The following is an 18,255-nucleotide window of genomic DNA, read 5'->3' as shown; positions in this document are numbered from 1 at the left end:
CCTATCTGCGCAGCTGCATCGACACCGAGAACCGGTCCGCGGGATGCACCGAGACAGAGATCTCGAAGACATCGCCCTCGTCGTCGAAATAGCGTCGAACGATCTTCAGCGCCGTCGTGCCAGCCTTCACCTGGAGCTTGTCGGCCATGGCGCCATCGGTGATCGTGAATGCGCGCACGTCCTGGTGGATCTCTGCGATATGCCGGTCATAGCGGTCCTCGATCAGTGAGCTGATCAGCGAATCGGGCGAGGCCCGGACCACCTCGGCAATGTCGGCGTAACCGGGGTCGATGTAGACGTCGGTCCAGCCGATCGGCAGCGCGTCCTCGTCGCCCACCATCCGAAGGCTCGAAATGCGCAGCCAAGGCGCGCCATCGGCGCAGCCCAGCTCACGGGCGAGTTCGCCCGTCACCGTCGTCTGCCCGATCGCCTGCACCACGCGCTGGTGCTCGGCACCGAACTGCACCAGATCGTCGACCGATGCCAGCGAAGGCCTGAACCTGGGCCTCGGCTTCGCGGAGACGACGCGCGTGCCCACGTTCTTGCGGCGCGACACCAGTCCCAGCTCTTGCAATTCCGCCAGTGCGGCGCGCACGGTGTGGCGGCTGGTGCCGTAGTGCTTGCAAAGCTCCAGTTCGGTCGGCAGCAGCGTCCCCACGGCGAAGTGCCCCGACGTGATGCCGTCGGTCAGGTGGCGGGCGATGTTCGAGAAGTTGGCCTTCTGCGGGGTCGGTTCGAGAGCGTCGTTCATGGGCTTAAGGGTATACCCCATTGGGCGGTTATGTCCGAACATATTACAGTGAACATATGTCCGGACATATTGACGTCCGCCCCACATCACTTCACGAGGCCCCTATGTCCACTCCTTCGCTCCCCATGGCCAGCACGGTCGTTGATTCCATCCTCTTCCGCGATGCCTTCGGCACCCAGAAGATGCGGCAGCTCTTCTCGGACGGCGCGCTGATCCAGCGCTACATCGATGCAGAGATCGCGCTGGCAAGGGCCGAGGCCCGCTGCGGTGTCATCCCCGCGGAGGCGGCTGAAGTCATCGCGCGCGAATCCAGGATCGACCGGATCGACTTCGACCACATGCGCCACGAGACGGACATCGTGGGCTATCCGATCCTGCCGCTGGTTCACCAGCTGGTGGCGATGTGCGGCGAATCGGGCCGCTACGTGCACTGGGGCGCGACCACGCAGGACATCATGGACACCGCTGTCGCGCTGCAGGTGCGCGACGCGCTCGACAGCGTGGGCGAGGACATCCGCGAGCTGCGTGGCATCCTGGCCGCGCTGGCGAAGAAGCACCGCGACACGCCGATGGCGGGCCGCACCCATCTGCAGCAGGCGCTGCCGGTGACCTTCGGCTACAAGGTGGCGATCTGGCTTGCGATGTTCGACCGGCACCAGGAGCGCCTTGCCGAGCTGCGGCCTCGCGTCGCGGTGGTCGAGTTCGCGGGCGCCGCCGGCACGCTAGCCTCGCTCGGCGACAAGGGCTTCGAAGTGCAGAAGGCGATGGCCGGAGAGCTGAAGCTCGGCGTGCCCGCCACCACCTGGCACGTGGCCCGCGACGGCTTTGCCGAAGCGGTGAACCTGCTGGCGATCATCACGGGCTCGCTCGGCAAGATCGCGCTCGACATCATGATCATGGCGTCGACCGAGTTCGCCGAGGTCTACGAGCCTTTCGTCAAGGGGCGCGGCGCGTCGAGCACGATGCCGCAGAAGCGCAACCCGATCTCCAGCGAGCTGATGCTGGCCGCCTCCAAGGCGGTGCGCCAGCACGCCGGGTTGATGATCGACGCGATGGTGCAGGACTTCGAGCGCGCCACCGGTCCCTGGCACGCCGAATGGATCGCGATCCCCGAGAGCTTCATCCTCTCGTCGGGCGCCTTGCACCAGGCCAAGTTCGCGCTCGGCGGCCTCATCGTCGATGAAGCCCGCATGGCTCACAACCTCGGCATCACCAAGGGCCTGATCGTGGCCGAGGCCGTGATGATGGGCATGGCGCCGCACATTGGCCGCCAGCAGGCCCACGACGTGGTCTACGACGCGTGCCGCACCGTGAACGACAAGGGCGGCACTCTGGCCGAAGCCCTCGCAGCCCTGCCCGAAGTCACGAAGCACTTCGACCGCGCCACCATCGATCGCCTCACCGATCCGGCCAACTACCTCGGCCTCGCGCCGCAGATGGTGGACCGTGCGCTGGCGCTGTCGGCCGAAGTCAGCGCCTGAGACGCGGGAGAGAGACATGATGACAACCACCGCCACCCTCGAAGCGCCCCTGGCTCCCGCCCGCAAGCTGCCCTGGTATCGCAAGCTGGGCATGCAGGTGCTGGTCTCCCTGGTGCTCGGCATCGTCGTGGGCTTCGCCTTCCCGAAGTTCGCCTCGCAGCTCAAGTTGCTGGGCGACATGTTCCTGTCGCTGATCAAGGCAGGCGTCGCGCCGCTGGTGTTCCTCACCATCGTGCACGGCATTGCATCGGCCGGCGACGTGAAGAGTGCAGGGCGCGTCGGTTGGCGATCGATCGTCTACTTCGAGGTGATCTCGACGATCGCACTGGTCGTCGGCCTGCTGGCGGGCAATCTGCTGGGCATCGGCAAGGGCATGACCACGGTGGCCGCGGGCGCCGCCGCCCCGATCGCGAAGGCCGCGGCGCCGCAAGGCTTCCTGGAGTTCATGGCGCACATCGTTCCCGACAACTTCGTCGGTGCTTTCGCCAAGGGCGAACTGCTGCAGGTCGTCGTCCTCGCGGTGATGGTCGGCATCGGGATCCTCGCGATTCCCGAAGGTCGCCGCGAGAAGGTCAATGGAGGACTGGACTACATCTCGGAGGTGCTGTTCTCGTTCATCAACCTGGTGATGAAGCTGGCGCCCATCGGCACCTTCGGCGCCGTGGCGTACTCGGTCGGCAGCAACGGAAGCGCGGTGCTGATTGCGCTGGCGCAACTGGTGTTGAGCTTCTATGCGGTCATCGCGCTGTTCATCGCCGTGGTGCTCGGCCTGATCGCGAAGATCGCAGGCTTCAGCCTCTGGCGCTTCCTGCGCTACATCAAGGACGAGATCCTGATCGTGCTGGGCACGGCATCGTCGGAGAGTGCCTTGCCGCGCCTGCTGATCAAGCTCGAACGCCTGGGCTGCGCCAAGCAGACCGTCGGGCTGGTGCTGCCCACCGGCTACGCCTTCAATCTCGACGGCACGTCGATCTTCATGGCGATGGGGGTGATGTTCATCTCCCACGCCTACGGCGTACCGCTGTCGCTGGACCACCAGATCGGCATCCTGCTGCTGATGCTGCTGACCTCCAAGGGCGCGGCCACGGTGTCGGGCGGTTCGTTCGTGGTGTTCGCGGCGACCGTGACTTCGACCGGCATTCTTCCCGTCGAAGGGCTCGCTGTGATCTTCGGCGTCTACCGCTTCCTGTCGATGGCGATCTCGACGTGCAACACCATCGGCAACAGCGTGGCGGTCGTAGTCGTCGCGAAATGGTCCGGCACCTTCGACCCGAAGGTCGCCGAGCGGCATCTCTATCCCGAGCGCTTTCCGGCCATCGCCGCCGCAGATGCGCAACTGGACGACGGCAACCTGCTGCCCGAGGACATGAAGGACACCAATCCCCACCCGACCGGCATCGACATGCGTGCGCCGGCCGCTGCCCACTGACCCCGATCCACCTCAAGGAAATCATCATGAAGTCGAACTGGAAACTTGGCGCGCTTGCGCTGGCGTTTGTGGCGGGCAGTGCGTTCGCGCAGGCCTACCCGGTGAAGCCGGTCACCTGGATCGTGCCCTTCGCCGCGGGCGGGCCGACGGATGCACTCGCACGCAGCATCGCGGAACATGTGGCGCGGGAACTGGGACAACCCATCGTCATCGACAACACGCCCGGCGCGGGCGGCACGGTCGGCGCCGCCAAGGCTGCGCGCGCCGCGCCCGACGGCTACACGATGCTGGTCGGGCACATGGGCTACATGGGCGCCGCGCCCGCGCTCTACAAGAAGCTCAACTACGATCCGGTCAAGGACTTCGCACCGGTGTTCCGCTTTCCGGATACGCCGCTGGTGCTCATGGTCCGCAGGGAGCATCCGGCCAAGGACATCAAGTCACTGGTCGACTTCGGCAAGGCCAACCCGGACAAGCTGTTCATCAGCAATGCGGGTGTCGGCTCCAGCTCTCACCTGATCGCGGCGCTGTTCGCGTCGACCGCGGGCATCAAGATCTCGCAGGTTCCTTACAAGGGCGCCGGCCCCGCGCTGATCGACGTGATCGGCGGCCAGGTGGACGGCATCTTCGACCAGACCAACACCGCCCTGCCACAGATCAAGGAGGCGAAAGTGCGACCGCTGGCGGTGACGTCGAAGGTGCGGCTCCCGCAACTGAAGGACGTGCCGACATTGGCCGAGACGGTGCTGCCCGGCTTCGAGGCATCGACGTGGTATGGCGTCTACTCGCCGAAGGGCACGCCGCAGGCCGTGCTGGACAAGGTGCAGGCGGCCTACCAGAAGGTCATGACGGACAAGGCTTTCACCGACAAGATGTCGGAGCAGGCCATCCAGTTGCTGCCCGCCGACCAGTACACCGGCGCGGCGCTGGGCAAGCACACGGAGAGCGAGGTGGCTCGATGGAAATCCGTCGCGGCCAAGACCAACATCTCCCTGGACTGAGCATGAGCGGCGTACGCATCGAGAGCGATGCATTCGGCCCGGTCGAGATCCCCGCCGACTGCTACTGGGGTGCGCAGACGCAGCGCGCACTCGGCATCTTCGAGGTCGGCGAGGAGCGTTTTCCGGCCTGCCTGATCCATGCTTTCGGGCTCCAGAAGATGGCGGCTGCGCAGGCCAACCTGCGTTGCGCGACGCTTGCGCCCGAACTGGCGGAGCCCATCGTGGCCGCTGCCGCCGAGTTGCGCGACGGGCGCTTCGATGCGCACTTCCCGCTCACGGTCTGGCAGACCGGCTCCGGCACCCAGACCAACATGAACGCCAACGAGGTGATCGCGAACCGGGCGAACGAGCTGCTGGGCCAGCCGTTGGGCACCAAGTCGCCGGTGCATCCCAACGACCACGTCAACGCATCGCAATCCTCGAACGACAGTTTCCCGACCGTCATGCACGTGGTCACGGTGCTGGAACTCGAACGTCGGCTGAAGCCATCGCTCGTTCTTCTGCGCGACGGTCTGCAGCGCCGTGCCGAAGCCTTCGCCAATGCGCGGAAGATCGCACGGACCCACCTGATGGACGCAGTGCCCATGACGATGGGACAGGCCTTCGACACCTTTGCCCGCCAGGTCGCGCACGGGATCGACCGGATCGATGCCGCCATGCCGCGGCTCCAGCAACTGCCGCAAGGTGGGACGGCCGCCGGCACCGGCCTGAATGCGCCGCCCGGTTTCGACGCGTTCTTCTGCGAGGCGATCAGTACGCTCGCCGGCCGGCAATTCCTGCCCAACCCGTCGAAGTTCGAAGGCATGGCGGCGCACGATGCCCTGGTCGAAGCGTCCGGCGCGCTCAACGTCATCGCGACGTCGCTGATCAAGATCGCGAACGATGTGCGCTGGCTCGGTTCCGGGCCACGTTGCGGCCTGGGCGAGTTGAAGATTCCGGACGACGGCCTGACGAGTTCGATCATGCCGGGCAAGCGCAACCCTACGATTGCGGAGGTGCTGGTGCAGGCCTGCATGCAGGTCGTGGGAAACCACGCGACCATCACGATGGCCAACGCATCAGGCAACTTCGAACTCAACGTCGCCAAGCCTGTTCTCATCGCCAACCTGCTGCAGTCGATTCGCGTGCTGGCCGATGCGGCCCGCGTGTTCGCCCTACGGTTGGTCGAAGGCATCGAGGTGGACAGGGACCGGCTCGCCAGCAACGTCGAGAACGCGTTGCTGCAGGTGACGGCCCTGAACCCGCTGCTCGGGTACGACAAGGTGGCGAAGATCGCTTCCCTTGCACTCGCGCAGGGCATCACGCCGCGAGCGGCTGCGTTGTCGCTCGGGTTCGTGGACGAGGCGACTTACGACAGCGTGGTGGGCGCGTCGACGCCATAGCGCGGCAGGAAATTCATCGCGACGCTGCCCGAGCTGCCCGCCCGGACGACACGGTGGATGAAGTCGAGCTTCTCGATCACCGGCGGGACGACGATGAACGGGTAGCTGTCGTGCGCGCCCAGGCTCCGATCCATGGCATTGATGAACTGGGAAACCGGCAGCCACTGTTCGACCACGGCGTCCCGGATGGACTCGGCCTGCAGATCGAGGCTGCATACCTTCAGGGCAGGTCCCGAGGGCAGGGCAAAGTCCAGTCGCGCGCCCCACGAGGCGGCGGTTTCGAGGCCATCCACCATGTGCAGGTAGTGGGCCCAGGTCTCGGCCCAGTCCTCCCACGGGTGCGAGCTGGCGTAGGCGCTGATGAAGCGCAAGGGCCAATCCGCCACGGGCGAGCCGTAGTGCTTCTTCAACGCTTCCTCGTAGTCCGCCCGTTCGTCACCGAACAGCGCCCGGTACTCGTTGATCCACGGGGTACCTCGCACCAGCCGGTCCCAGTAGTAGTGGCCGATCTCGTGCCGGAAGTGACCCAGCAGCGTCCGGTAGGGCTCGTGCATCGACATGCGGATGTGCTCGCGGCGCGCATCGTCGGCTTCGGCGATGTTGAGCGTGATCACGCCTTCGTCATGCCCGGTCAGCACCCGCTCCTTCGGGTCCGCCTGCTCCAGAAACTCGAACGACAGGCCGTTGGCCGGATCCTCCAGCTTGTTGGGCGTGGGCAGGACCAGTTCGACCAGCGTGTAGAACAGGCGCCGCTTGGCCTGTTCGAGCGCAGCCCAGTATCCACGGTTCTCGGGCTTGGTCAGCGCGGGAATGGTGTGTGTCGTGCGGCATGAGAGGCAATGCTCGTGGGCACCGCCGGCGGGCACCATCCAGTTGCACACGCTTTCCTTGCGGTTCACGCAGGGCCTGTAGTCGGCACCGGGGTGGCCCAGGCGGCGCCATGACGCCTCTTCCGTGGCCTCGAAGGCGAGCATGAGTTGCTCATCGGGCGCGTATCCCAGTACCGAGCCGCAGGTTTCGCAGCTCAGGTTCTCGAAGAAGACGCGATTGCTGCAATTCGAACAGGTCAACTGCTTCATGGGGTCCGCGCTCTTCTTGTTGCAACGCAACATTGTCGGTCGGCCGGCGCAGGCCGTCGCCACGGACGTCTGCCCGCCCGCACGTGGGACGAGGTGCCGTCGCATTGTTGCGGCGCCGTCCTACCGACCTTGATGACGCCCGGGTCGCGCGAGGGGGACACCCGAGGCGCACACTCCGGCGGCCTTGCGTTGATCCATGCCTCCATGAACCCACTTCGAAGCCGCACGAAAGCCATTCTCTGGACGCTCGTCCTGTCGGTCGCCGCGACGGTCCTCGTGCTCGCCTTCACCGGCGGCGAAAAGAAACTCGACGAACAGATAACCCGCGAATATGCGTTGCACGACGCGCAGTACCAGCGTGCACTGGGCGTCATGCTCGGGCCGCCCATCACTGAGGGCAATCGTTTCGAGGCGCTGTACAACGGCGACCGCATCTTCCCGCCCATGCTGGCCGCCATCCGAAGCGCGCGGCAGAGCATCACCTTCGAGACCTACATCTACTGGTCGGGCGACATCGGGCGCGCGTTTGCCGATGCGCTGGCCGAGCGATCGCGAGCCGGCGTCAAGGTGCACGTGCTGCTCGACTGGGTGGGCAGCGCGAAGGTCGACGAGGATTTCGTGAAGGAGATGGAAGACGCCGGCGTGCAGATCCGCAAGTTCCACAAGCCGAACTGGTACGACATCACCCGGATGAACAACCGCACCCACCGCAAGCTCCTGGTGGTCGATGGGCGTATCGGCTTTACCGGCGGGGTCGGTATCGCGCCCGCCTGGACGGGCGATGCCCAAGACGCGGAGCACTGGCGCGATTCCCACTTCAAGGTCGAAGGGCCCGTCGTCGCCCAGATGCAGGCCGTCTTCATGGACAACTGGATCAAGGTGTCGGGCGACGTGCTGCACGGAGAGCGCTACTTTCCGGCGATCGCCAGGATGGGGAACGGGCGCGCCCAGATGTTCAGCAGCTCGCCCTCAGGAGGAAGCGAGAGCATGCACCTGATGTACCTGCTGTCCATCGCCGCGGCAACGAAGAGCATCGATCTCGCCAGTGCCTACTTCGTGCCGGACGACCTGACCGTCGGCGCGCTGGTCGCGGCCATGCGGCGTGGTGTGCGGGTGCGCATCATCACGCCCGGCCCGATCATGGATTCGCAAACCGTGCGCGGTGCGTCCCGGGCGGCCTGGGGCCCCCTGCTGGAAGCCGGCGCGGAGATCAGCGAATACCAGCCAACCATGTTCCATTGCAAGGTCTTCACCGTCGACGGCTTGCTGGTCTCGGTCGGGTCGACGAACTTCGACAACCGTTCGTTTCGCCTCAACGACGAGGCGAATCTCAACATCTACGATGAGGCCTTCGCTGCGATGGAAACGGTCCAGTTCGAGACCGACTTGAAGCACTCCAGGCGCATCACTCTCGAAGACTGGCGCAAGCGCCCGCTGTCCGAGAAAGCGCTGGAGCACCTCGCCTCGTTGCTGTCTGCGCAACTCTGACGCACGCTCTAGGCTGGCTGAGCGGAGATCGACGGCAGGAAGGGCGGGAGAACCCGCGCTGCACTCTGGAGAAGCTCGAATTCGCCGTCCGGCAGCGGGTGGCTCTGCACATCGAAATGACAGAGCGTCCCGATGAGTTCACCCGTCGCACTCGTGAGGGGCACGCCGTGATAGGAGACCATCATGCCCTGGTACGGATGCCCATCCAGTCGGGAGTCCTTGCCTGAATCGTCCGTGCGGAAGAAGCCGTCGCGAAGCACGAACTGGCAAAAACTCACCTCGAAGGGGACGATTGCCAGGAACTCCGGGCGCAGCTCGCCTTGCTTGTCATGCAGGTAGATGTTCTGCAGGGTTTCGCCGTGAAGGCGATAGACCGCCGAGTACCGGTGCGGGACGGCAGCGTTCAGGAAGGCGAGGGCGGCTTCGGGGCCCTCCGTTTGCAAGGTTGCGGTGAAGACCGAGATATCGCGAAGGGAGGGCATGGTGTGGGTGACTGTACGCTTGATCCACTGGGCCGCCCCAGCGAGGCGGGCGCTGGGTGCTTGAAGGAAGCACTGACACCGCCCGCCTTTCTGGCACGGAGCTACCCGTTCCGCTCGCGTGCAGCGTTCCGCAGGTCGCGAATCAGATCGTGGTTTCGTTGTGCACCATCCGCCTGCCGCTGAACGACGGCGCGGACTTCCGCGGGCAGGCTTTGCTTCAGCGCCTTGCGGTAGCGCGCGACCGCCGAATCCTCGCCGCGTTCGCAGGATTCGAGGATCGAGAGTTCGCTGTCGGCGCCGACGGTTCCCTTCACCTGGACCCAGCCGCGATGCATGGCGCCAGCCGTTGTGCCGCCAGATGCCGGCTCGCCGCCGTACGCCCTGACGAGCTGGATCAGTTCCACCCCGGCCTGGCGGCAGCCATCCGCGCGACTCTCGAAAAGCTGCCTGGCGTTGGGCGTTTCCACTTGCTCGGCGCAGGTGCGGAATCCGTATTCACCATCACGCGCGTTCTCCAGCAGATCGTTCAGCACGTCCACCACGTCGTCGTCGGAGAGATCTTCGTGGCTGACGATGTCACTGCCGTTGGCCTGCGTCGCATAGTAGGTCTCGTCCGCGCGGTTCCAGGCGGCTTCCGCAGCCGGGCGAGCCTCGGTCCAATCGAGCCTCGAGGCGCCGCGGCGGCTTTCCCATTCGGATGCCAACGCGGGCTCCGCCACGCTGAAGTCTTCGCCCCGGACGCTGCGCCCGGTCCAGCCCGCTTCGTAGGCCGGACCATAGTCTTCCCAGGGCCGGCTCGGGTCGTGGTACAGCTCCTTTGTGTAGTTCTCGCGCCAGTACGTTTCTTCGGCCGTCGGGTTCACCCCTTCGGCCACTGCCTTGCCGCCGAGGCCGCCAGCGACCGCGCCGGCCACCAGGCCGACCACCGTTCCCACAGGACCGGCGAGCGACCCCGCGGCTGCTCCGGCGAGTGCGCCCCCTGTCGCTCCCAGCCCGGTGCCTACCGGATGGGCGCCGGGCGCGCCAGTGATCGGATCGCGGTTGGGTGTGCCATTGCCGAGTTGGCCGTCATCTGTTGCCATGTTGTCTCCTGGTTGCCCGCCGTGGGCGATTGAAAACTCTTCGAAGAAGAGAGCCGAGGTCACCGTAGCGAGGCGCATGACCCGGTGGAGTCGTCGACATCGTCCAGCGCATGTAGGGCAAAGCCGGTGGTGTATCGACGAGATGCAATTCGCCGTGCGGCTATGGCTGGCGGCGTCGGCGCGCGATCTTTCGTTGACGCCGGGCCCAGCGAGTGGTCAGGAAGTTGCCGAGCGTGACTGCCGCGAGCAGCACCAGTTGCCGGCTGAGCATGCTGGTTGCCTTGGCAACACGGCGATCGACCTCACGCTGTGCGGCCCCGGTTCTAGCGATGCCTGAATAGTCCGGTACCGGCGCCCGCACGCCTAGCGGTGCGATCGCTTGAGCCGCAACCTCCGGAGCGAGACCTGCGCCCGAATGGACTTGCGCGTCACGGGCGCTTCCGTCCATTGCCCTGGAACCCGCCAGCGAGCCGTGTGAATCTGCATAGGCCTTGGTGAACTCGGCGCCGAGCAGGAAGATCTGCGCAGCGTAGTAGACCCACGCGACGAGCACTACCAGCGAGCCCGCGGCGGCGAAGGATTCGCTGACCCCGCTCTTGCCCAGGTAGAGCCCGATCAGCAGTTTCCCGAGTTCGAACAACAGGGCGGTGACGAACGCGCCGATCCAGACATCACGCCAACCGATGGCCGCCGTCGGCATCAGCTTGAAGATCATGGCGAAAAGCAGCGTGAAGATGCCGATCGAAATCAACTCGTTGGTGCCCTGAAGAAGAATCTCCCAGCCTGGAAGCAGACCACCGAACCAGGCATCGAACGCCGCGAGGCCCGCGCTGACCATCAGCGACACGATCAGCAGGAAGGCCAGCCCGAGGATGAGCCCGAACGACAGAAGACGCGACCGCAGCACCGCCCACAGGCCGGACGGCTTCTCCCGCTCCGGTACATGCCATATGCGGTCGAGCGAGCTTTGCAATTCGGCAAAGACCGTCGTGGCCCCGATCAGCAGCACGGCAACGCTGATGGCGCCGGCGACGAGGCCTCTCTCCGGCTCGCTCGCGCTGCGCAACAGCGCCTCCACGGCCGTGGCCCCGTCCTGGCCTACCAGCCCGCCGATCTGCGCGACGATCTCTCCCTGTGCCGCCTCGCGACCGAACACCGCGCCGGCAATGGCGATCACGATGACCAGCAGCGGCGCCATGGAGAAGATCGTGTAGTACGAAATCGCGGCGCCCATGCTCGGAGCGAAGTCGTCGATCCAGGCCATGACCGCCTTGCGGCAGAGTGCGAGAAATTCCCTGGGCTTCATGCGGGGGCCTCCTGTTCAGCGCTCCCTGGGACTTCGAAACTAGGATTCGCGCTCGACACAGTCGGTCGGCACGCACGGACGAACGCTGTCAGGAAGTCTCCTCACTTCTATTCCGCTATGTCGTGCGACATTGACAGGCGCTTGGCACCGCTCCAGCCGGCGCCCCTTGAACAGCCTGGGACAAGAGGCGAAGATGCGTCTCAAGTTCCCGCCAGCATGGGCCTCAAGGAGACCATCCCATGAGCACCGAAGCAGCAGAAAAGCACCGCCTGGACGAAGCGCGTGCGAACCGGGCGGCCTGGAAGAAGTGGGGGCCCTATCTCAGCGAGCGGCAATGGGGCACGGTCCGCGAGGACTACAGCGAAAACGGCGACGCCTGGAACTACTTTTCCCACGACCAGGCCCGCTCGCGCGCCTACCGCTGGGGCGAAGACGGCTTGGGCGGCATCAGCGACGACCACCAGGTGTTGTGCTTCGCGCTGGCGCTATGGAACGGGCGCGATCCGATCCTGAAGGAGCGCGCCTTCGGTCTGGCCAACAGCGAGGGCAATCACGGCGAGGACGTGAAGGAGTACTACTTCTACCTCGACTCGACGCCCACGCACTCGTACATGAAGTACCTGTACAAGTACCCACAGGCGGCCTATCCCTACGACGATATCGTCGGCACCAATCGCAACCGCGGCAAGCAAGAGCCCGAGTACGAGTTGCTGGACACCGGCGTGTTCGACGACGACCGCTATTTCGATGTCTTCGTCGAATACGCGAAAGCCGCACCCGACGACGTGCTGGTGCGGATCACCGTCTTCAATCGGGGTCCGGAAGCGGCGTCCCTGCATCTGCTGCCGACGCTGTGGTTCAGGAACACCTGGTCGCAGTCGGGAGGCGGGTCCAAGCCGATTCTCGAGCGCGTGACGTCCGCGCGAGCTTCGACCGTCCGCGCCCGGCATACCGATCCTCTGTTCCTGGAATCGCTGGGGGACTACGACCTGCATTGCGACGCGGACGTACCGTTGCTCTTTACCGAGAACGAGACCAACAACGCCCGCCTGTTCGGTGGGACCAACGCCTCCGCCTACGTGAAGGACGCCATCCACAGCTTCGTCGTCCATGGCGACACGGCCGCGATCAATCCGGCGCAGACGGGCACCAAGGTGGCCGCGCACTATCAGCTCGACATTGCTTCCGGGGAATCGCAGGTTGTCCGGCTGCGACTGAAGGCCAGCGAAATTGGCGCCGCGGACAGTGCCTTCGGGGATTTCGATGCCGTCTTCGCGTCCCGGCTCCAGGAGGCCGATGCGTTCTATGCCTCCGTGACACCGCCTGCCATTCGAGATGATCCCGACCGGGTGAACGTCATGCGCCAGGCACTGGCCGGCATGCTGTGGACCAAGCAGTACTTCTACTACGACCTCGATCTCTGGCTCGACGAGCATGGCGCGGGCACACAGTTGCCGCTGTCGGAGCGCCGCCGGGTGCGCAATAGCGAGTGGGGCCACATGTTCAACGACGACATCATCTCGATGCCCGACAAATGGGAGTACCCCTGGTACGCCGCGTGGGATCTGGCCTTCCACATGATCCCGCTGGGCATGGTCGACCCCGACTTCGCGAAGCAGCAGCTCGACCTGATGCTGCGCAACGACTACCTGCATCCGAATGGCCAGCTCCCGGCCTACGAATGGAACTTCGGCGACGTCAATCCGCCCGTGCACGCGTGGGCGACGATGCAGCTCTATCTGATCGACAAGGAGCGCCGCGGGGGGCAGGGGGACGTCGAGTTCCTCAAGTACGCCTTCTCCAAGCTGCTGGTCAACTTCACCTGGTGGGTCAACCGCAAGGACCGCACCGGCGCCAATGTCTTCGAGGGCGGCTTCCTGGGGCTCGACAACATCGGCGTGTTCGACCGCTCGTCGCCGCTGCCCACGGGCGGCTACCTGGACCAGGCCGACGGGACGGCATGGATGGTGTTCTTCAGCCAGCAGATGCTGCGCATCGCCGTCGAACTGGCGCTGGAGGAGCCGCTCTACGAGGAGTTCGTCGAGAAGTTCTTCCAGCACACCCTGTTCATCGCCGGCGCCATGGACCGTGTCGGCGAGCGGCATGACGAGATGTGGGACGAGGAAGATGGCTTCTTCTACGACGTGCTGCGTCTGCCGGACGGCAGCGCCACGCGCCTGAAGGTGCGCTCCATCGTCGGCCTCTTGCCCCTGGCAGCGGTGGCCGTGTTCGAGGAGGACATCCTCACCAGGCTGCCGAAGTTCCGCGAGCGTGCGCAACTGTTCCTGGTGCGCCACCCCGAGCTCGCGGCCAACATGCATCTGCCGCAGGAGCCCGGCGTGGCCAATCGCCGCATGATGGCCATCGTCGACGAGAAGAAGCTGCGCCGCATCCTCGCGCGCATGCTCGACGAGAGCGAGTTCTTCGGCCCCCATGGCATTCGCGCGCTGTCGCGCGTTCATCTGGAACATCCTTATGTCTTCCAGCATGCGGGGCAGGACTACCGCGTGGCGTACGTGCCCGGCGACTCGGATTCAGGCATGTTCGGCGGCAATTCCAACTGGCGCGGACCCGTGTGGATGCCGATCAACTTCCTGCTCTACACCTCGCTGCTCCGCCTCTATGCCTACTTCGGCGAGGATTTCAAGGTCGAATGCCCCACGGGCTCGGGGCAGATGAAGACCCTGCTCGAAGTGGCGAAGGAACTGGGCGAGCGCCTGACCCGGATCTTCCTTCGCGACAGCGATGGTGGCCGGCCGGCATACGGCACGGCGCCGAAGTTCCGCGACGACCCGCACTGGCGCGACCTGCTGCAGTTCTACGAGTACTTCCATGGCGACACCGGGGCCGGGATCGGCGCCAGCCACCAGACCGGCTGGACCGGTTGCGTGGCGCGCATCATCCAGGTCAACGCCGTGCTGACCCAGGACCTGTTGCTGATGCCAGGCGCGGAGGCTGCGGCAGCGCGAGCGATGCATGGCAGGCAGGGGCCCGGATCCGACACCCGGCGGTGAGCGCCGTGCAAAAGCCTCGCTATCCGGCGCTGTACCAGATCAACACACGCGTCTGGCTCACCGCGCTGTCGCATTCGCTCGGGCGTCCGGCCACGCTGGACGACATCGCCGACGCCGAACTGGATCGACTGGCGGAGATGGGTTTCGACTGGCTCTGGCTGCTCAGCGTCTGGCAGACGGGGGAGGCGGCGCAGCGGGTCTCGCGCAGCAATCTGTCGTGGCGGCGCGAATTCGAGCACACGCTGCCTGATCTGCGCGAGGAGGACATTGGAGGCTCGGGCTTTGCCATTGCCGACTACCGCGTGCATGCGGCCCTGGGCGGCAATGACGCCCTGGCGCGGCTGCGGGCGCGCATGCGCGCGCGAGGGCTGAACCTGATGCTCGACTTCGTGCCGAACCACATGGCGCCGGATCATCCGTGGACGGACGATCACCCGGACTATTTCGTCCCCGGCAGCGAAGCCGATCTGGCGCGTTCGCCGCAGAATTTCGGCCGCGTGGCGACGGCAAGCGGGCCGCTCCTGCTCGCCTATGGCCGCGACCCGTACTTCGATGGCTGGCCCGACACGCTGCAACTCGACTACGGCAATCCGGCGCTCCAGGCTGCGATGGTCGGCGAACTGGAACGCATCGCCGGCCAGTGCGACGGCGTGCGCTGCGACATGGCCATGCTGGTGCTGCCCGAGGTGTTCGAGCGCACCTGGGGCATCCGCGCCGAGCCCTTCTGGCCGAAGGCCATCGCGACGGTGCGGCGCACGCATCCGGCGTTCCTGTTCATGGCCGAGGTGTACTGGGACATGGAGTGGACCCTGCAGCAACAGGGCTTCGACTACACCTACGACAAGCGCTTGTACGACCGCTTGAAAGAGCAGCACGCTCGCCCAGTGCGCGAGCACCTGTGCGCGGACATGGGCTATCAGGACAGGCTGGCGCGTTTCCTGGAGAACCACGACGAGCCGCGAGCGGCATCCACCTTCGCGCCGGAAATGCACGCAGCCGCCGCGGTGCTCACCTATCTCTCGCCGGGCCTGCGTTTCTTCCACGAGGGGCAGCTCGAGGGTCGGCGAGCACGGATCTCGCCGCATCTGGTCCGCGCGCCGGATGAAGCCGTGGACGCCGCACTCCAGCGAATCTACGAGCGGCTGCTCGCCGTGCTGCGCCTGCCGATCGTGCGCGAAGGCCGCTGGTCCTTGCTGGAGTGCGTTCCGGCATGGGCCGAGAACCCCACGGCGGACAACTTCATCGCCTTCCGTTGGGAAGGGGCCGGGCAGCCATGGCTGCTCGCGGCCGTGAACTGTTCGCCGCAGCAGTCCCAGTGCTTCGTGCGCGTTCCCATGCCGCAGATGGCGGGATGCACCTTGCAGCTACGCGATCTGCTCGGCCCGGCGGTCTACGACCGGGCAGGCGATGACCTGCTTGCCCGTGGGCTGTTCCTGGACATGCCGCCATGGGGCCGGCATGTTTTCGATGTGCAACGGCTCACCTGACTCCGTCAGTCAGCTCAGGCGCCGGCCATATGCTCCATCGCCTCGAAATCCCGGGTTTCCAGCAGAACGGGGTGATGAGGCGCCTCGTGATGGCGCTCCAAGGCGCAGGCGTCGATGATCGAGGCGTTCGCCTTGTAGGCCTCCACCAGGGTGTCCCCGCCGCCGTCCGCACCAAACAGGTCGCGCAGCGGATCTTCGGCGATCTCGACGACGACTCGCTCGCCCTCGGGGCCATCGGGGTAGATTGCGAACCGCACCGTTGCCGTGTCGAAACAGTAGATGGCTTCGCTCATTTCATTGCCTCCACGATCAGCGCAGGCACGCCAAGCGGATGCATTGCCATGCCCTCGCATGCCGCTCAATGATCCGCGCCGGCAGGCCGGGCGTCCAATGACAAAGTGTTTCCTCTTCGGTCAGTGCGGGCACTTTTCTTCGCGTTACGGTTGGAGCAAGCGGCGCGGCTCATCCGCGCCGGACGAGGCGCTGATCATTTCCTTTGCGTTAAGCCACGCTGGCCGTTACATTCGTTTTCGATCAGGAGGAGATCCAGATGCACCAGCCTCGTGGGCGTTCAATGAAGTGGCGCGGCCGTCGTCTTCGAGCCGGCCTCTCGACAGCGATTGCGCTGTCATTGGGATGGGCCTCGCAGGCGCACGCATCCTTCCTGGAAGGCGATGCGCTCGATACGGCCGCCGATGTCATGTCGTGGGTCGTGCTGGCGCTGGTCCCCTGCCTGGCGATCGCAGTGTTCTGGATCGTGCACGTGATGCCCGAGAAGATCGCCGAGAAGCGCCACCATCCGCAAAAGGATGCGATCCACACCCTGTGCCTGCTGTCTCTCGTCTTCGGTGGGTTGCTCTGGCCGCTCGCCTGGCTCTGGGCCTATACCCGGCCCATCGGCTACAAGATGGCCTTCGGCACCGAGAAGCATGAGGACTTCTTCGTCGAACACGGCGAGAAGGCCCATCGCGACGAGCTGGAGAGCGAGCACCTCGACCATCTGCTGGATGAACTCGAGGCGCTCGGGCGGCGCGGCAGCCTGACGCCGGAGCTCCAGCTGGTGCGCGAGCGCGTGCTGGCCGCGCGGGCGCGAAGGAGCGCAGCCGTGGCAACGGTCGAAGGGGGGGCCGCGTAATGGAAGCGATCCTCCTCGGCATCTATGCCTTCTTCGTCTGGCTGATCTTCTTCAAGTTCAAGTGGCTTCCCTGGAACACCGTGACGATGGTGATCGTCATCACCATCCCGGTCGTCGCGCTGACGGCGCTGGTCCTCCTGCTCAACATCTTCGCGCCGTCCACGACCGAGGTGCGGGTGTTCAAGTACGTGGTGAACATCGTGCCGCAGGTGAGGGGACGGGTGATCGAAGTGCCGATCGAGCCGAATCGGCTGATCAAGCGTGGCGACGTCCTGTTCAAGATCGATCCGACACCGTACCAGCTGCAGGTCAAGGCGCTGGAGGCTCAGCTCGCGAATGCCGAGGGCGGCACGCGCAAGATGCGCGAAGAACTGAAGGCCGCGACCTCGAAGTCCGGCGTGGTGCGGGCGCAGCTGGATCTGGCGCGCAAGCGCGTCGAACAGAACCGGCAGTTGGTCGCCTCAGGGGCGGGCGACCGCTTCGCGCTCGAACAGGCGCAAGCCAACCTGGCGGAGCTGCAGGCTCAGTTGGCGTCATCGATTGCCGGTGAGGCACAGGTGCGTGCCACGCTGTCTGCGACCGTTGACGACGATCAGGCGGAAATCGCGCAGATCAAGGCGCAGCTCGAAAACTCGCGATGGGAGTTGTCGCAGACCACCATCGTCGCGCCATCCGACGGCTACGCGATCAACCTGCAATTGCGGGTCGGCTCGATGACCGCGGCGTTCCCGGTCACTCCTGCGATGACCTTCGTGGAGAACGAGTACCAGGTCATCGCGCTCTATCAGCAGAACGAACTGCACCAGGTCGCGCCGGGCGACGAAGCCGAGTTCACGCTGAAGACCCGGCCGGGCACGGTGTTCAAGGCCAAGGTCGAATCCATCGTCTGGGCGCAGGGCCAGGGACAGGTGGCGAATTCGACGCAGTTGCCCTCGACCGGCATGGGGCCCATCCCCCCGGGACGTTTCGGCGTCAGGCTCGACGTGGACCCCCGGCACCAGGACGAGTTCTTCGCCGCTGGCGCGGTGGGCGACGGCGCCATCTACACGCAGCATCTTGCGCTGATCCACATCATCCGCAAGATCATCCTGCGTGTCGGCTCCAAGCTCGACGTGCTGATCCTCAAGCTGCATTGAGA

15 protein-coding genes are annotated in these 18,255 nt (G+C 65.4%); 9 read left to right on the top strand and 6 right to left on the bottom strand.

From position 1 onward, the window contains the following. Position 1: 1 nt before the first annotated feature. The gene (locus QTH90_RS05330; protein WP_286663472.1) at positions 2 to 751 is read right to left on the bottom strand and encodes a GntR family transcriptional regulator; all 750 of its coding nucleotides are present in this window, start codon (positions 749 to 751) and stop codon (positions 2 to 4) included. A 104-nt stretch (positions 752 to 855) separates the two neighbouring features. On the opposite strand from QTH90_RS05330, the gene QTH90_RS05325 reads away from it, so the two are divergent. The 4 genes from QTH90_RS05325 to QTH90_RS05310 are packed head-to-tail and all read left to right on the top strand — an operon-like array spanning position 856 to position 6,044. Next, positions 856 to 2,232 (top strand): class-II fumarase/aspartase family protein, encoded by a 1,377-nt coding sequence (locus QTH90_RS05325; RefSeq protein ID WP_286663471.1) that lies wholly within the window; start codon positions 856 to 858, stop codon positions 2,230 to 2,232. Between the two features lie 16 nt (positions 2,233 to 2,248). Next, a complete protein-coding gene (locus tag QTH90_RS05320; RefSeq protein ID WP_286663470.1) occupies positions 2,249 to 3,661 on the top strand; it encodes a cation:dicarboxylate symporter family transporter in 1,413 nt (470 codons plus the stop codon). A 26-nt stretch (positions 3,662 to 3,687) separates the two neighbouring features. After that, the gene (locus QTH90_RS05315) at positions 3,688 to 4,662 is read left to right on the top strand and encodes a tripartite tricarboxylate transporter substrate binding protein BugD (protein WP_286663469.1); all 975 of its coding nucleotides are present in this window, start codon (positions 3,688 to 3,690) and stop codon (positions 4,660 to 4,662) included. A 2-nt stretch (positions 4,663 to 4,664) separates the two neighbouring features. After that, positions 4,665 to 6,044, top strand: a complete 1,380-nt coding sequence (locus QTH90_RS05310; protein ID WP_286663468.1) for a class II fumarate hydratase — start codon at positions 4,665 to 4,667, stop codon at positions 6,042 to 6,044. On the opposite strand, the gene QTH90_RS05305 is transcribed toward QTH90_RS05310, so the two are convergent. Then, complete coding sequence (locus tag QTH90_RS05305; RefSeq protein WP_286663467.1) at positions 6,011 to 7,123, bottom strand: zinc-binding metallopeptidase family protein; 1,113 nt, start codon at positions 7,121 to 7,123, stop codon at positions 6,011 to 6,013. The two genes, QTH90_RS05310 and QTH90_RS05305, sit on opposite strands and share 34 nt — an antisense overlap. 204 nt (positions 7,124 to 7,327) lie before the next feature. Between QTH90_RS05305 and QTH90_RS05300 the strand changes: the two genes are divergently transcribed. Beyond that, positions 7,328 to 8,611: a phospholipase D-like domain-containing protein gene (locus QTH90_RS05300; protein WP_286663466.1), complete on the top strand. Its 1,284-nt coding sequence runs from the start codon at positions 7,328 to 7,330 to the stop codon at positions 8,609 to 8,611. Between the two features lie 8 nt (positions 8,612 to 8,619). On the opposite strand, the gene QTH90_RS05295 is transcribed toward QTH90_RS05300, so the two are convergent. The 3 genes from QTH90_RS05295 to QTH90_RS05285 form a co-directional block, all read right to left on the bottom strand. After that, positions 8,620 to 9,093 (bottom strand): GAF domain-containing protein, encoded by a 474-nt coding sequence (locus QTH90_RS05295; RefSeq protein ID WP_286663465.1) that lies wholly within the window; start codon positions 9,091 to 9,093, stop codon positions 8,620 to 8,622. 101 nt (positions 9,094 to 9,194) lie between these two features. Next, positions 9,195 to 10,175, bottom strand: coding sequence for a PA2169 family four-helix-bundle protein (locus tag QTH90_RS05290; protein ID WP_286663464.1), 981 nt, complete (start codon positions 10,173 to 10,175; stop codon positions 9,195 to 9,197). A gap of 160 nt (positions 10,176 to 10,335) precedes the next feature. Further along, positions 10,336 to 11,481, bottom strand: a complete 1,146-nt coding sequence (locus QTH90_RS05285; RefSeq protein ID WP_286663463.1) for a YihY/virulence factor BrkB family protein — start codon at positions 11,479 to 11,481, stop codon at positions 10,336 to 10,338. Positions 11,482 to 11,720: 239 nt separating this feature from the next. Here QTH90_RS05285 and QTH90_RS05280 point away from each other — a divergent pair, with 239 nt between their 5' ends. Together QTH90_RS05280 and QTH90_RS05275 are read left to right on the top strand one after the other, a co-directional pair. Beyond that, the gene (locus tag QTH90_RS05280) at positions 11,721 to 14,495 is read left to right on the top strand and encodes an MGH1-like glycoside hydrolase domain-containing protein (RefSeq protein WP_286663462.1); all 2,775 of its coding nucleotides are present in this window, start codon (positions 11,721 to 11,723) and stop codon (positions 14,493 to 14,495) included. A gap of 5 nt (positions 14,496 to 14,500) precedes the next feature. Then, the gene (locus tag QTH90_RS05275) at positions 14,501 to 15,982 is read left to right on the top strand and encodes an alpha-amylase family glycosyl hydrolase (protein WP_286663461.1); all 1,482 of its coding nucleotides are present in this window, start codon (positions 14,501 to 14,503) and stop codon (positions 15,980 to 15,982) included. 14 nt (positions 15,983 to 15,996) lie between these two features. Here QTH90_RS05275 and QTH90_RS05270 read toward each other — a convergent pair whose 3' ends face one another. Next, a complete protein-coding gene (locus tag QTH90_RS05270) occupies positions 15,997 to 16,275 on the bottom strand; it encodes a hypothetical protein (RefSeq protein WP_286663460.1) in 279 nt (92 codons plus the stop codon). A gap of 257 nt (positions 16,276 to 16,532) precedes the next feature. Here QTH90_RS05270 and QTH90_RS05265 point away from each other — a divergent pair, with 257 nt between their 5' ends. Together QTH90_RS05265 and QTH90_RS05260 are read left to right on the top strand one after the other, a co-directional pair. Then, a complete protein-coding gene (locus QTH90_RS05265; protein ID WP_286663459.1) occupies positions 16,533 to 17,117 on the top strand; it encodes a DUF3302 domain-containing protein in 585 nt (194 codons plus the stop codon). After that, the gene (locus tag QTH90_RS05260; protein ID WP_286663458.1) at positions 17,117 to 18,253 is read left to right on the top strand and encodes an HlyD family secretion protein; all 1,137 of its coding nucleotides are present in this window, start codon (positions 17,117 to 17,119) and stop codon (positions 18,251 to 18,253) included. The genes QTH90_RS05265 and QTH90_RS05260 overlap by 1 nt, the downstream gene beginning before the upstream one ends. Positions 18,254 to 18,255 lie beyond the last annotated feature (2 nt).

The organism is Variovorax flavidus (genome assembly GCF_030317145.1).
In the GTDB taxonomy this organism is placed as follows: Bacteria; Pseudomonadota; Gammaproteobacteria; order Burkholderiales; family Burkholderiaceae_C; genus Variovorax; species Variovorax flavidus.
This window is presented reverse-complemented; position numbering and strand designations above follow the sequence as displayed.

What these genes read in the sequence shown, in the direction of transcription:
- QTH90_RS05320 (WP_286663470.1), top strand. Translation starts at nt 2,249, where the DNA reads ATGATGACAACCACCGCCACCCTCGAAGCGCCCCTGGCTCCCGCCCGC.
- QTH90_RS05280 (WP_286663462.1), top strand. Translation starts at nt 11,721, where the DNA reads ATGAGCACCGAAGCAGCAGAAAAGCACCGCCTGGACGAAGCGCGTGCG.
- QTH90_RS05290 (WP_286663464.1), bottom strand. Translation starts at nt 10,175, where the DNA reads ATGGCAACAGATGACGGCCAACTCGGCAATGGCACACCCAACCGCGAT.
- QTH90_RS05315 (WP_286663469.1), top strand. Translation starts at nt 3,688, where the DNA reads ATGAAGTCGAACTGGAAACTTGGCGCGCTTGCGCTGGCGTTTGTGGCG.
- QTH90_RS05325 (WP_286663471.1), top strand. Translation starts at nt 856, where the DNA reads ATGTCCACTCCTTCGCTCCCCATGGCCAGCACGGTCGTTGATTCCATC.
- QTH90_RS05260 (WP_286663458.1), top strand. Translation starts at nt 17,117, where the DNA reads ATGGAAGCGATCCTCCTCGGCATCTATGCCTTCTTCGTCTGGCTGATC.
- QTH90_RS05300 (WP_286663466.1), top strand. Translation starts at nt 7,328, where the DNA reads ATGAACCCACTTCGAAGCCGCACGAAAGCCATTCTCTGGACGCTCGTC.
- QTH90_RS05330 (WP_286663472.1), bottom strand. Translation starts at nt 751, where the DNA reads ATGAACGACGCTCTCGAACCGACCCCGCAGAAGGCCAACTTCTCGAAC.
- QTH90_RS05285 (WP_286663463.1), bottom strand. Translation starts at nt 11,481, where the DNA reads ATGAAGCCCAGGGAATTTCTCGCACTCTGCCGCAAGGCGGTCATGGCC.
- QTH90_RS05305 (WP_286663467.1), bottom strand. Translation starts at nt 7,123, where the DNA reads ATGAAGCAGTTGACCTGTTCGAATTGCAGCAATCGCGTCTTCTTCGAG.
- QTH90_RS05265 (WP_286663459.1), top strand. Translation starts at nt 16,533, where the DNA reads ATGCACCAGCCTCGTGGGCGTTCAATGAAGTGGCGCGGCCGTCGTCTT.
- QTH90_RS05310 (WP_286663468.1), top strand. Translation starts at nt 4,665, where the DNA reads ATGAGCGGCGTACGCATCGAGAGCGATGCATTCGGCCCGGTCGAGATC.
- QTH90_RS05295 (WP_286663465.1), bottom strand. Translation starts at nt 9,093, where the DNA reads ATGCCCTCCCTTCGCGATATCTCGGTCTTCACCGCAACCTTGCAAACG.
- QTH90_RS05270 (WP_286663460.1), bottom strand. Translation starts at nt 16,275, where the DNA reads ATGAGCGAAGCCATCTACTGTTTCGACACGGCAACGGTGCGGTTCGCA.